Source organism: Streptomyces sp. NRRL S-920 (genome assembly GCF_000717945.1).
Lineage (GTDB): Bacteria > Actinomycetota > Actinomycetes > Streptomycetales > Streptomycetaceae > Streptomyces > Streptomyces alboniger.
The window spans coordinates 87,942-100,314 of the sequence record NZ_JODF01000028.1; the positions used below are offsets into that span (position 1 = coordinate 87,942).

Annotated in this window: 6 protein-coding genes; 2 read left to right on the plus strand and 4 right to left on the minus strand. The window is 73.8% G+C overall.

Annotation, left to right across the window (positions count from 1 at the left end; genetic code table 11):
* Positions 1-203: 203 nt before the first annotated feature.
* From IG54_RS0120715 to IG54_RS0120725, 3 genes are read right to left on the minus strand one after another with little or no spacing between them, the layout of a single operon-like run.
* Positions 204-1,595, minus strand: coding sequence for a DHA2 family efflux MFS transporter permease subunit (locus tag IG54_RS0120715; protein ID WP_078594315.1), 1,392 nt, complete (start codon positions 1,593-1,595; stop codon positions 204-206).
* Positions 1,592-1,765, minus strand: a complete 174-nt coding sequence (locus IG54_RS0120720) for an MbtH family protein (protein ID WP_030786294.1) — start codon at positions 1,763-1,765, stop codon at positions 1,592-1,594. Before IG54_RS0120720 ends, IG54_RS0120715 begins: the two co-directional genes overlap by 4 nt.
* Entirely contained in the window at positions 1,762-9,021 is a 7,260-nt protein-coding gene (locus tag IG54_RS0120725; RefSeq protein WP_030786297.1) for an amino acid adenylation domain-containing protein, read from the minus strand. The genes IG54_RS0120720 and IG54_RS0120725 overlap by 4 nt, the downstream gene beginning before the upstream one ends.
* A 124-nt stretch (positions 9,022-9,145) precedes the next feature.
* On the opposite strand from IG54_RS0120725, the gene IG54_RS0120730 reads away from it, so the two are divergent.
* Positions 9,146-10,300 (plus strand): M20 family metallopeptidase, encoded by a 1,155-nt coding sequence (locus IG54_RS0120730; RefSeq protein WP_037897495.1) that lies wholly within the window; start codon positions 9,146-9,148, stop codon positions 10,298-10,300.
* Here the strand turns inward: IG54_RS0120730 and IG54_RS0120735 are convergent.
* Positions 10,287-11,285, minus strand: coding sequence for an ABC transporter substrate-binding protein (locus tag IG54_RS0120735; protein WP_030786303.1), 999 nt, complete (start codon positions 11,283-11,285; stop codon positions 10,287-10,289). The genes IG54_RS0120730 and IG54_RS0120735 overlap by 14 nt on opposite strands.
* 127 nt (positions 11,286-11,412) lie before the next feature.
* On the opposite strand from IG54_RS0120735, the gene IG54_RS0120740 reads away from it, so the two are divergent.
* Positions 11,413-12,207 (plus strand): ABC transporter ATP-binding protein, encoded by a 795-nt coding sequence (locus IG54_RS0120740; protein ID WP_030786306.1) that lies wholly within the window; start codon positions 11,413-11,415, stop codon positions 12,205-12,207.
* Positions 12,208-12,373 lie beyond the last annotated feature (166 nt).

Genomic DNA, 12,373 nt, shown 5'->3' on the forward strand with positions numbered 1-12,373 from the left:
AGGGGCGCGGGGAACTGCGCAACGGTGCGCTCAACTCCCGCACGATCCGGCGGGCCGCTCCCGGGCGCCGGGGGGTCTTTCAGGGGCGCGGGGAACTGCGCAAACGGTACGCCCGACTCCCGCACGATCCAGCGGCCCGCCCCCCGGCGCCGGGGGCAGGGGCGCGGGGAACTGCGCAAGCGGCGTCACCAGCTCCCGAGCCGTTAAACAGGCGGCCCGGCCATCAGCCTTGGCAGCCGCACCGCCAGTGCCGCCCCCGCCGCCACGAAGCCCGCAGTCACCAGCACCGCCACCCGGTAGGGGCCCGCGTCCGAGAAGCCCACCCCATGCCCGCCGATCAGCGCCGCGCACGCGGCGATACCCACCGCCCCGCCCAGCGTCCGGACGATCTGGAAGAGGCCCATCGCCTGCCCCATGTCCGCGGGGGCGATGCCCTCGAACCCGGCGATCTGGATCGTCAGGACCGCCGTGCCGAGCACGAGCCCCACCGCGAACATCAGCCCCCGCACCGCCCAGGCGTTCTCCGCGACCCCGGGCGCGGCAAGGGCCGCGAAGACGCCCGCGGCGAGGAGCAGCGCCGGGGCCGCGAGGCGGCGCGGGCCGAGGCGGGGCAGGAGGCGGTCCACGGCCTGGGACGCCAGCATCAGGCCCAGCGCCTCGGGGAACACGCTCAGCCCGGCGTCCAGCGCGGACGCCCCGAGCGCGGCCTGGTAGAGCAGCGGGAAGACGAAGAGGACGCCCATCAGGCCCGCCGCGCTGACCAGGGCGAGGGCCGAGGCGGCCCCGTACCCGCGGTCGGCGAGCAGCCGCAGGCGCAGCAGGGGCTCCCGGACCCGGAGTTGGTGGATCACCGTGGCCACCAGCAGCGCCGCGCCCAGCACCGCGCTGACCGCCACCGACGGCCGCGACCAGCCCTGCGAGGGGCCGAAGCCCAGCGCGTAGGTGAGGAGACCGAGGGCCGGGGTGGCGAGGAGGAAGCCGACGCGGTCGAAGGGCCCTCGCGTCCCCTCCACGTGCTCGCGCAGCGCCACCGCGCCGAGGAGGACGGCCGCCGCGCCGACGGGGACGTTCACGAAGAACAGCCAGCGCCAGGAGAGGTGTTCGGTGAGGAAACCGCCGAGCGGCGGCCCGAGCGCCGGCATCAGCGCGGTCGGCACGATCAGCACCTTGGACAGCTTCACGCGCTCCTCGGGCGGGAACGCCCGGAAGAGCAGTGTCATGCCGACCGGCGTGAGCAGCCCGCCCGCCAGACCCTGCGCCGCCCTCGCCACCACCAGGGTGGTGAGGTCCGGCGCGAGACCGCACACGGCGGAGGCCGCCGTGAAGACGGCCAGCGAGCCGAGGAAGACCCGTTTCGTGCCGAGGCGGTCGCCGAGCCAGCCCGCCACCGGCAGGGCGAGGGCCAGGGCGACGAGGAACGCCGTCTCGACGGTGTTCGCCGCCGACACCGGACGCCCGAAGTCCCCCGCGATGGTGAAGAGCGCCGGGTTGACGATCGTCGAATCCAGGCCGTTCATGCACATCGCGGCCGTGTAGACGATGACGACGGCGACCCTGGGCCGGATCCGGGGCGTGACCAGCAGGCCGCCGCTCACCGGCCGGCGACCCGGGCCAGGGCGTCCTGACGCGGGCACGGGCCGTGCACGGCCACCCAGCCGTCGGGCACCGCGGCGAACAGTGGCCACAGCGAGTGCTCGCCCCGGTCGTTGGCCAGGATGAGGAACTCCCCGTCGGCGTCGAAGGGGTTGGCGGGTGCGTCACTCATGATCGCGGGGTCTCCAGCTCGGTCAGTCGGTCGGCGACCACGCGGGCGATGTGCGCGATCGGCTCGGGCAGGGTCATGTCCTTGTGCGAGCAGGCGACGTTCGTGTTCGCGATGTGCCCGCCGACGTACGGGGTCCAGGTCTCGGGCGTGAGGGTCGCGTCGATGGTGTCGACGGTCGCCCGGAAGAACAGCACGTCGCCCTCGAAGCGGCGGTGGTCGTAACCCCGTACGAGATGGTTGGTGTTGAGGTAGATGTCCCGCAGCGCCTCGAAGGTGGCTGGGGGAAGGGCCGCGAGCGGGCTGCCCTCGCGGCGCAGGACGCCGATGACGTTCCCGGTGGTCAGCTCGTCGCCCGCGAGGCTGTCCGGGCCGTAACCGCCCATCGTGAGCAGCGACTCCAGGGCCTCGGCCTCGTCGGACTCGGGCAGCTCGCGGAAGCCCTCCGCGGGGTAGGCGTCGAGGATGGCGAGGAGTTCCACCTCGTGGCCCAGTTCCTGGAGGTGGGTGGCCATGGCGTGCGCGATGATGCCGCCGGTCGACCAGCCGAGGAGGCGGTAGGGGCCGGTGGGCTGCACCTCGCGCAGCCGGGAGACGTAGTGCGCGGCCAGCTCCTCCAGGGTGCGGGGGAGCGGGTCGGTGGCGGTGGCCGCCCCCACGCCCTGGGCCTGGAGGCCGTAGATCGGCACGTCGGCCGGGAGGTGGCGGATCAGACCCGCGTAGCACCAGCTCAGACCGCCCGCCGGGTGGACGCAGTGGACGGGGGCGCGGTCGCCCTCGCGGGCGGGGCGCAGCGGGAGCAGGACGTCCAGCGGGTCGGCCTGCTCGCTTCCCGCGTCGAGGACCGCGTCGAGAGCGGCGGGTGTCGGCGACTGGAAGACCGTGCCGATGGAGACGTCCGCGCCGAACGCGGACTTCACCCGGCCCGCGAGGCGCACCGCGAGCAGTGAATGTCCGCCCAGTTCGAAGAAGTTGTCGTCGATGCCGACGGCTCCCTCCAGCGCGAGGACCTCCGCGAAGATCGCGCAGAGCTGCTCCTCGCGGGGGGTGCGCGGGGCGCGGCCCGCGGTGGAGGCGGTGGGCCGTTCCGGCGCGGGGAGGGCCTTGCGGTCCAGCTTGCCGTTGCTGGTGAGCGGCAGTCGGTCCAGGAGGACGACGGCGGACGGGACCATGTGGACGGGGAGTTCACCGGCCGTGTGCTCGCGCAGAGCGGCGGCGGTCACGGCCGTGCCGTCGGCCACCGCGTAGCCGATGAGCCGCTTGTCGCCGGGCACGTCCTCGCGGACGACGACGGCCGCGTCCGACACGGCGGGGTGGGCGGCGAGGACGGCCTCGATCTCGCCGAGTTCGATGCGGAAGCCGCGGATCTTCACCTGGTGGTCGGCGCGCCCGAAGTACTCCAGGGTGCCGTCCGCGCGGCGGCGCGCGAGGTCGCCGGAGCGGTACATGCGGGCGCCGCGCTCGCCGAAGAGGTGCGCGTACGGGTCGGCGACGAAGCGGGTCGCGGTCAGGTCCGGGCGGCCGAGATAGCCGCGGGCCAGGCCCTCACCGGCGACGTACATCTCGCCCGTGACGCCGGGCGGGCAGGGCTGGAGGTGCTCGTCGAGGACATAGACGCGCAGGTCGGGGATGTTGACGCCGATGGTGCTCGACGTGGAGGCGGCGGCGGTCGCGCGGTCCAGCGCGAAGTAGGAGACGTGCACGGTCGTCTCGGTGATGCCGTACATGTTGACGAGGGTGGGGCTGTCGTCCGCGTGCCGCTCGTACCAGTCGTCGAGCCGGGCCAGTTCGAGGGCCTCGCCGCCGAACACGACGTACCGAAGGGCGAGTTCGCGGCCGTCGCGGGCCTCGCGGTCGGCGGCGGCGAGCTGGTAGAAGGCGGACGGGGTCTGGTTGAGGACGGTGACCCGCTCGTCGGCGAGCAGCGCGCGGAAGGCGCCCGGGTCGCGGCTGGTCAGATGCGGTACGACGACGACCTTGCCGCCGTACAGCAGCGCGCCCCACAGCTCCCACACGGAGAAGTCGAAGGCGTACGAGTGGAAGAGCGTCCACACGTCGTGCTCGTCGAAGCCGAACCAGTGGTCGGTCGCGGTCAGCAGCCGCGTCACGTTGTGGTGCGTGACGACGACGCCCTTGGGGCGGCCCGTCGATCCCGAGGTGTAGATGACGTAGGCGGGGTCGTCGGGGGTGAGCGGGCGGGTGCGGTCGCTCTGGGTGAGGGGGCTCTCCTCGTACGCGTCCGGGGTGTCGCCGTCGACGGCGATCAGCGGCAGCGCGTGGGCCTCGGCGGGCAGCCGGGGCGCGGTCGCGGTGTCGGTGAGCAGCGCGGCGGGGCGGGCGTCGCCGAGCATGTAGGAGAGGCGGTCGGCGGGGTAGTCCGGGTCGAGGGGAAGGTAGGCGGCACCGGAGAGGGCGACCGCGAGCAGGCCGGTGACGAGGTCGGCGGAGCGGGGCAGCGCCAGCGCCACGATGGAGCCGGGGCCGATACCGCGGTCGGCGAGGAGGCGGGCCAGGCGGTGGGCGCGGGCGGACAGTTCGGCGTACGTGAGCTGCTGGCCGTCGTGGGAGACGGCGGTGCGGTGCGGGTGCCGGGCGGCGGCGGTCTCGTAGACGTCGGCGAGGGTGGTGGGTTGCGAAGCGGTCGTGCCGGGCTGGGCGTTGACCGTCACCAGGGCGTGGTGGTGCTCCTCGGGGCTGAGCAGGGGGAGGAGCCCGAGGGGGAGGTCGGGCGTGTGCGCGGCCGCGGTGAGGAGGCGGGCCAGGCGGTCGGCCAGGGCCTTGGCGGTGGCGCGGTCGAAGAGGTCGGTGCGGAATTCGAGGAAGCCGGATATGCCCTGCTCGTCCGCTAGTTCGCCCGCGTTGAGGGTCAGGTCGAACTTGGCCGTGCCGGACGGGACGGCGGTCAGCCGGGCCGTGGTGTCCGGGCCGAGCGCGAACTGTCCGTCGGGGATCGACTGCCAGGCCAGCATCGTCTGGAAGAGGGGGTGGCGGGCCAGCGAGCGGGGCGGGTTGATCTCCTCGACGAGCTGGTCGAAGGGGAGCGCGTCGTGCTCGTACGCGGCGAGCGTCGCGCCCCGCACCCGGCCCAGGAGCGCGCGGAAGCCGGGGTCACCGGAGGTGTCCGTGCGCAGGACGACGGTGTTGGTGAAGAACCCGACGAGGTCGGCGGTGGCGTCGTCGTCGCGCCCGGCGACCGGCGTGCCGAGGGGGATGTCGGTGCCGCAGCCGTGCCGGGTGAGGAGCGCGGCGAGACCGGCCTGGACGGCCATGAAGACGGTGGTGCCGGTGGCCGCCGCGAGCTGCTTGAGGGCGCGGTGCGCGGCGGGGCCGAGGGAGAAGGGAACGGTGTCGCCCCGGGACGACGCGACGGCCGGGCGCGGCCGGTCGGTGGGCAGCTCCAGCTGGTCGGGCAGGCCGGCGAGGGCGTCCTTCCAGTATCCGAGGTGGGTGGCGGCCAGCCCGTCGGCGAGGAGTTTCTGCTGGTGGGCGGCGTGATCGGCGTACTGGAAGGGCAGCGGGGCGAAGTCGGGCGCGCGTCCGGCCGCGCGGGCGGCGTAGGCGTAGGCGAGGTCGCGGGCGAGAGGAGTGGTGGAGGCGCCGTCGCTCGCGATGTGGTGGAGGAGCAGGAGGAGGGTGTGACGGGTGGGGTTTTGCGGGTCGGTGAAGAGGGTGACCCTGAGCGGGGGCTCGGCGGCGAGGTCGAAGCAGTGCCGGACGGCGTCGGCCAGGGGGTCCGGGGTGTCCGGGGTGTCCGGGGTGTCCGGGGCGAGCGCTTCGTGGTGCAGGGCCGGGCGGGCCAGGGGGTGTTCGGGGGCGAGGATGCGCTGGTGGGGCTGGTCGTCGGGGGCGTTGTCAGTGGTGGGATATAGCGTTCTGAGTGTCTCGTGGCGCGCGGCCAGATCGTGCAGGGCGAGCTGGAGCGCGCCATGGTCGACGGGGCCGTCCAGGGTGAGGACGAGCGGGATGTTGTAGGTGGGGCTGGGGCCTTCGAGGCGGTGCAGGAACCACAGGCGCTGCTGGGCGGGGGAGAGGGGGAGGGTGTCGGTGCGGGGGACGGGGACGAGCGGGGCGGTCTCGGCGGCGGGGGCGGCCGCGGCGGCCGTGGCGGGTACGAGTGCGGCGAGCGCGGCGGGAGTCGGCGCCTTGAAGATGTCGGCGATCCCGAGCGCGGTGGCGAACCGCTCGCGAATACGGGCGGCGAGGCGGCCCGCGAGCAGCGAGTGACCGCCGAGGTCGAAGAACGTGGCGTCGGGTGACGGCCACCCGGACTCCAGGCCGAGGACATCGGCGAAGAGATCGCAGAAGGCCTTGGTGTGGGGGTCGGTCACGTCGGGGGCGCCGCCGCCGGGGGCGAGCGCCGGTTCCGGGTCGGGCAGGGCCCGGTGGTCCAGCTTGTCGTTGGCGGTGCGAGGCAGCTCGGCGAGGAGTGTGACCGTGGCCGGGACCATGTGCTCGGGCAGGGTCTCGGCGAGGTGGGCGCGGAGGTCGTCGGGGGTGACGGTTGCCTCGGAGACGGTCACGGCGTAGGCGAGGAGCCGCTTGCCGTGCGCGGTGTCGCGGGCGATCACCGCGGCCTGGGCGATCGCCGGGTGGGCCGCCAACCGCGCCTGGATCTCGCCGAGTTCGACGCGGAAGCCCCGGATCTTCACCTGGTCGTCGCCGCGTCCCAGAAACTCCAGGGTGCCGTCCGCTCGGCGCCGCACGAGGTCCCCGGTGCGGTACATGCGGCCGCCGGGGTCGCCGTGCAGGGCGCCGAACGGATCGGCGACGAAGCGCTCGGCGGTCAGGTCGGGGCGCCCGAGATAGCCGCGGGCCAGACAGGCCCCGGCGACGTACAGCTCACCGGTGACACCGGGGGGCGCCGGACGGAGGGAGGAGTCGAGGACGTAGACGCGGGAGGCGCGCACGGGGTGGCCGGTGGTGCTGCCGCCGGGCCCCGGCAGCCAGTAGTAGGCGTCGACGGTCGTCTCGGTCGGCCCGTACAGGTTGATCGGCCGTGAACCCTCGATCGCCGCGAGCCTGTCCCACAGCGGCCCCGGCACGGTCTCGCCGCCCACGACCACGACGGCGGGGCGGTGTCTGCCCTCGTCGAGCAGGCCTTCGGCGACCAGCGCCTCGGCGTAGGAGGGGGTGACGTCGAGGTAGTCGACGCGGTGCTTGTCGACGTACGCGGCGAGCGCCGCGGGGTCGCGGTAGGCGGCGTCGTCGAGCAGATGGAGTTCGTGGCCGTGGACCATCCACAGCACCGGGTCCCAGGAGGCGTCGAAGGCGAACGACGCGCTGTGCGCGACGCGCAGCCGGTCCCGGCCCGCGCGCTCGACGGCGGGGGCGATGTGGTCGGTGCCGTGCCCGGCGAGGAGGTTGGCGAGCGAGGCGTGGGTGACGACGACGCCCTTGGGGCGTCCCGTGGAACCGGAGGTGTGGATGATGTAGGCGGGGTCGTCGAACCGCGGCGGGACGTCCGGGGCGGAGGCGGGGAGCGCGGCGAGCGCGGCCGCCGTGTCCGGGTCGTCGAGCGCGAGGACGGGCAGCCCGTGGTCCGGGAGCGCGGCGAGGGTCGCCCGGGTGCCGATGACGTAGGCGGGGCGCGCGTCGGCCAGGACGTCCAGGGTCCGCGCGGCCGGGTGGCCGAGGTCCAGCGGCTGGCAGACGCCGCGCGCCTTCAGTACGGCGAGCAGCGCCACGACCGTGTCGGTGCTGCGGGGCAGGGCGAGGGCGACGGCCGTACCGGGGGGCACGTCGGCGGCCAGCCGGTGGGCGAGCCGGTTCGCGGCCGCGTCGAGATGCTCGAAGGTCAGGGCGGCGCCGCCGCTGCGGACGGCCACGGCGCCGGGGGTGCGGGCGGCCTGCGCGGCGAACACCTCGGGCAGCGTGTGCGCGGCGGGCGGTTCGGCGCGTCCGGTGGTGGCCGCGCGGATCTCGTCGGGGGCGAGGAGGTCGAGGGTGCCGATGGGGCGGTGCGGGTCGGACAGGAGGAGGTCGGCCAGGGCGTTCAGATAGGTGACCAACGTACGTTCGTGGCGGGCGAGTTCGGCGTCGGCGTACCGTCCGGCGTTGGCGTCCAGGGTGAGGCGGAGGGTGCCGTCGGCGCGCGGGGCGGCGCCGACCGCGAGGTCCTCGACGGGCCCGGCGGCGAGGTTGCGGACGGTGCCGGGCAGGCCCGCGAAGTCCAGGTCGGTCTCGAACGGCTTGATGTTGACCATGGGCCCGGTCAGCGGCTCGCCCGCCGTGCCGAGCGCGAGGTCGCGGCGGAGCTCGGCCTGCGGGTAGCGCTGGTGGCGGCGGACCGCGCGGATCTCCAGGACGACGCGGCGCAGGAGTTCGGCGCCGGTGTCGCGGGGGCGTACGGCGATGCGCAGCGGCAGGACGTTGACGGTCATCGCCGGGGTGCGCAGGGCGGCGGGGCCGCGCCGGTTGGTCAGCGGCAGGCCGAGCACGATGTCCTCGGCGCCCGTGACGCGGTGCAGATGCCCGGCGGTGGCGGCGATGACCAGCTCGGCCCAGGTGGCCTTCACGGCCTGCGCGGCACGGCTGAGCCGCTCGAAGGAGCCGTCGGGCAGGTCGGTGGCGCGCCGGTGCAGCAGATCGGACGGAGTGGCACGGGCGGCGAGGGTGGCGGGGGTGGTGTGCCCGGCGGTGCGCTCTGCCCAGAAGGCGCGGTCGGTGGCGTACTGCTCGCTCGCGAGGTAGCGCCGCTCGTCGTCGGCCAGTTCGGCCAGCGGGGCGAACCGCCGCTCGGCAGGCCCCTGGTGGCCGGTGGCGAGGGCGGTGTACAGCTCGGCGACGCGGCTGCCGATGAGCTGGAGGGCGTAGGCGTCGACGGCGAAGTGGTGGACGCGCTGGTACCACCAGTGGCGGTCGTCGGAGAGGCGGATCAGGGCCTGGGTGACGAGGCCGTCCGCGTCGGTCGCGGTCAGGTCCACCGGTCTCGCGAGGTCGGCCCGCATCCAGGCCTCGGCGGCCTCCTCCGGGTCGGCCTCGGCACGCAGGTCCAGTTGGTGCAGGCGCGTCCGCGCGGCGCCGGGGACGACCTCCTGCCAGGGGGTGCCGTCCGCGTCCTCACCCGCCCGCAGCGCGAGGGTCTCGGCCTCCGTCATGGTGCGCGTCAGCGCGGTCTCGAACAGGGCGGTGTCCAGGGGGCCTTGGATCTCCACGCGGTCCGCCGTGTTGAGCGCGGTGCTCTCCGGGGCCAGCTGCTGCGCGTAGAGGATGCCGGCCTGCGCGGTGAGCAGGGGAAGGCGATCAGGGCGCTGATGCATGTGTGTGACGACTCCCGTGAACCTGAACCTGACGTGACCTGAACGGACCTGCTGGCCTGGTGGCGGGGCCCGCACGCGGGCCCACCAGTGCTAACTTAGGTAAGCCTAAGCTATCTTGGCCGCCATGGAGAAGACGACCCCCAAGGTGTTCAAGACAGCGCTCCGCAAGGAGATCGAGGGACACCGCGACGACCTGCTCGCCCTCAGCGCCCGCATCCACGCACACCCCGAGACCGCGTTCGAGGAACACCGCGCCGCCTCCTGGTGCGCCGAACTCCTCGCCGCCCAGGGCTTCGACGTGACCGTGCCCGCCTACGGCCTGGAAACCGCGATGAGCGCCACCGTCGGCAGCGGCCCCGTCACGGTCGCCATCGTCTGCGAGTACGACGCCCTGCCGGGCCTCGGCCACGCCTGCGGCCACAACCTGATCGCCGCCGCCGGTGTCGGAGCGGCCCTCGCCCTGGAGCCGTACGCCGATGCGCTCGGCCTGACCGTACGGGTGATCGGGGCGCCGGCCGAGGAGCGCGGCGCGGGCAAGGCGCTGCTCATCGACGCGGGGGCCTTCGAAGGCGTGGACGCGGCGATGATGATCCACCCCTGCCCGTTCGAGATGGCCGACTTCCGCTCCTTCGCGCTCGGCACGCTCTCGGTGACGTACACCGGAAAGGCCGCGCACCCCAGCCTCAACCCGCACGAGGGCCGCAACGCCGCCGACGCCCTGACCGTCGCCCAGGTCGCGCTCGGCCTGCTGCGCCAGCAACTCCCGCCGCAGTGGCGGGTGCACGGCATCACGACCGCCGCGGGCACGACCCCGAACGCCATACCGGACCGCGCCACGGCCGAGTACGAGATCCGCGCGCTGGCCGCCGAGGACCTGCGCGACCTGCGCGAGCGCGTCGAGAACTGCTTCCGCGCCGGGGCCCTGGCCACGGGCTGCGAGGTCACCCTGGAGCGGCCCGAGCCCGACTACCTCGACTTCCGCGGTGACCCCGGACTGCTCGAACTGTGGACGGCGAACGCCCGGGCGCTCGGCCGGCCCGAACCCGTCGAGCGCGAGGCCTTCGCCTGCACCGACATGGGCAACGTCTCGCACCTCGTGCCGTCCATCCACCCCGTCCTGGACATCAGCGGCGGCGCCTGCGGGCCGCACGAACCGGAGTTCGCCGCGGCCGCCGTCTCACCGGCCGCCGAGCGGGCCCTGCTCGACGGCGCGCTGGCCATGGCGTGGACGGCGGCCGACTTCGCGAACGCCCGGATCGTGGCGGCTACTTCTTCGTGAGTGCCTCGCTGATGTCCTTCATGACCTCGTCGGCGGCGAGCGGGCCGCCACGGGTCGACCAGACGGAGCCGTTCACCGTCACCACGTGCTTCTTCTTGACCGCGCCGAGGTCCTTGTAGGCGGGCTTCTTCTGGACGTCCTTCAGGGCCTTCTCGCCATCCGAGGTCAGGGTGGAGAGGAACAGCCAGTCCCCGTCGATCTCGTTGATCTTCTCCAGGCTGAGCGAGGGAGTGTGCGCGTTGCCGTCCTTGTCCTGGTTCCCCGGCCGCTTCAGGCCCATCTCCAGGGCGACACCGCTGGCGAACTGCTTCTTCTCCATCCAGCTCGGCCCGTCCGGGTTCCAGCGCACGATCGACACCTCGGCACCCTTGTGCGCGCCGAGCTTCTTGCCCGCTGCCTTCGCGGCGCGCTCGTGGTCGCCGATGACCTTGTTGGCCTTGGGGAGTTCGCCCACGGCGTTGCCGATGCCCCGCAGGGTCAGCTTCCAGTCGTCGGTGGGCGCCATCGTGACGACGGTCGCGGGCGTGATCTCGCGCAGCTGCTTGAGCACCTGCTCGTCCTGCATGTCACCGGCGAGGATCAGGTCGGGCTTGGCCGCGACGACCTTGTCCATGACGGGCTGGAGGAGGTTGCCGACCACGTCGATGCCCTTGACCTTGCCCGCGAGGTAGGCCGGGGGCTTGTCGAGGCCCTGGCCGTTGGTGATGCCGACCGGCTTCACACCGAGCGCGAGGACGGCGTCGAGGTCCTCCTGGGTCAGCGTCACGATCCGCTTCGGGTGGGCCGGCACCTTCACGGCCGTGCCCGTGGCGTCCTTGATGGTGCGGGTGCCCGCGGAGGCCGAGCCGCCCTTGTCGGACGAGGCGCTGTCGGAGCCGTCGTCCGAGCCGCAGCCCGTCAGGAGCAGCGCCGCCGCGCCGAGTGCGGCGACCGCCTGGGTCGCGCGTCGGGAGGCGGGGGAGAGGGGGCGTCGGGGGACGGTCATCAACAGCTCCGGGATCAAGGGGACATGAAGAAGTGGTCGTCAGCGACCGTGGTTTTGGCTAAGGTTAGCCTTACCTTAGGTCAAACTGGCAAGGGGTGAGCCCCTCGAACCCGGAAAGGCACATCCCGTGGAACTCCGCGTCGAGCAGCTCACCGCCGGATACGGCGGCGGGCACACCGCCGTCGACGGCGTCGACCTCACGGTCGAATCCGGCCAGGTCGTGGCCATCGTCGGCCCCAACGGCTGCGGCAAGTCCACGCTCCTGCGCTGCATGGCGCGGCTCCACCAGCCGCTGACCGGCCGGGTGTTCGCGGGCGACGCGGACATCTGGCGGCTCAAGCAGCGCGAGACGGCCCATCGCGTCGCCCTGCTCCCGCAGTCCCCGCAGGCCCCCGAGGCGGTGACCGTCGCGGGGCTCGTGCGGTACGGGCGCCACCCCCACCAGGGCCTGTTCCGCCAGTGGTCCGCCGAGGACGAGCGCGCCGTGACGCGGGCGCTGGAGGCCACCGGTACGGCGGAGCTGGCCGAGCGGCGCCTCGACCAGCTCTCCGGCGGGCAGCGGCAGCGGTGCTGGCTGGCGATGGCGCTGGCCCAGGAGACGCCCGTCGTCCTGCTCGACGAGCCCACGAGCGCGCTCGACATCGGCCACGCGGTGGAGGTCCTCGACCTGGTCAGGGAGGTCGCGGCGGAGGGCAGGACGATCGTGATGGTCGTCCACGACCTCGCCGCGGCGGCGCGGTACGCGGATGTCGTCGTCGCCATGCTGGCGGGCCGGATCGTCGCGACGGGCGCGCCGCGGGACGTGGTCGACGCCGGGCTCGTCAAGACGCTCTACGGGATTGAGGCGGAGATTCTGCGGGCCGGGGTGGACGGGACTCCCGTGGTGGTCCCGGTCGGCCGGGGCGCCGCCGCGCGGGGCTGACGGCCCGCCGCTTCGCGGCGGATCTCCTCTACCCGCCCACCCGGTACCCCTGCGCTGCGCGGCAGGCGCAGGAGCTTTCGCCGGTGGCCCGGTGCCGCCTTGTGCTACCGTGCCATCAGTACGTGTGTACGCCCAGGTCATCTCAGGGCGCCCGTGCTGGTTCACT

What these genes read in the sequence shown, in the direction of transcription:
- IG54_RS0120725 (WP_030786297.1), bottom strand. Translation starts at nt 9,021, where the DNA reads ATGCATCAGCGCCCTGATCGCCTTCCCCTGCTCACCGCGCAGGCCGGC.
- IG54_RS0120735 (WP_030786303.1), bottom strand. Translation starts at nt 11,285, where the DNA reads ATGACCGTCCCCCGACGCCCCCTCTCCCCCGCCTCCCGACGCGCGACC.
- IG54_RS0120720 (WP_030786294.1), bottom strand. Translation starts at nt 1,765, where the DNA reads ATGAGTGACGCACCCGCCAACCCCTTCGACGCCGACGGGGAGTTCCTC.
- IG54_RS0120730 (WP_037897495.1), top strand. Translation starts at nt 9,146, where the DNA reads ATGGAGAAGACGACCCCCAAGGTGTTCAAGACAGCGCTCCGCAAGGAG.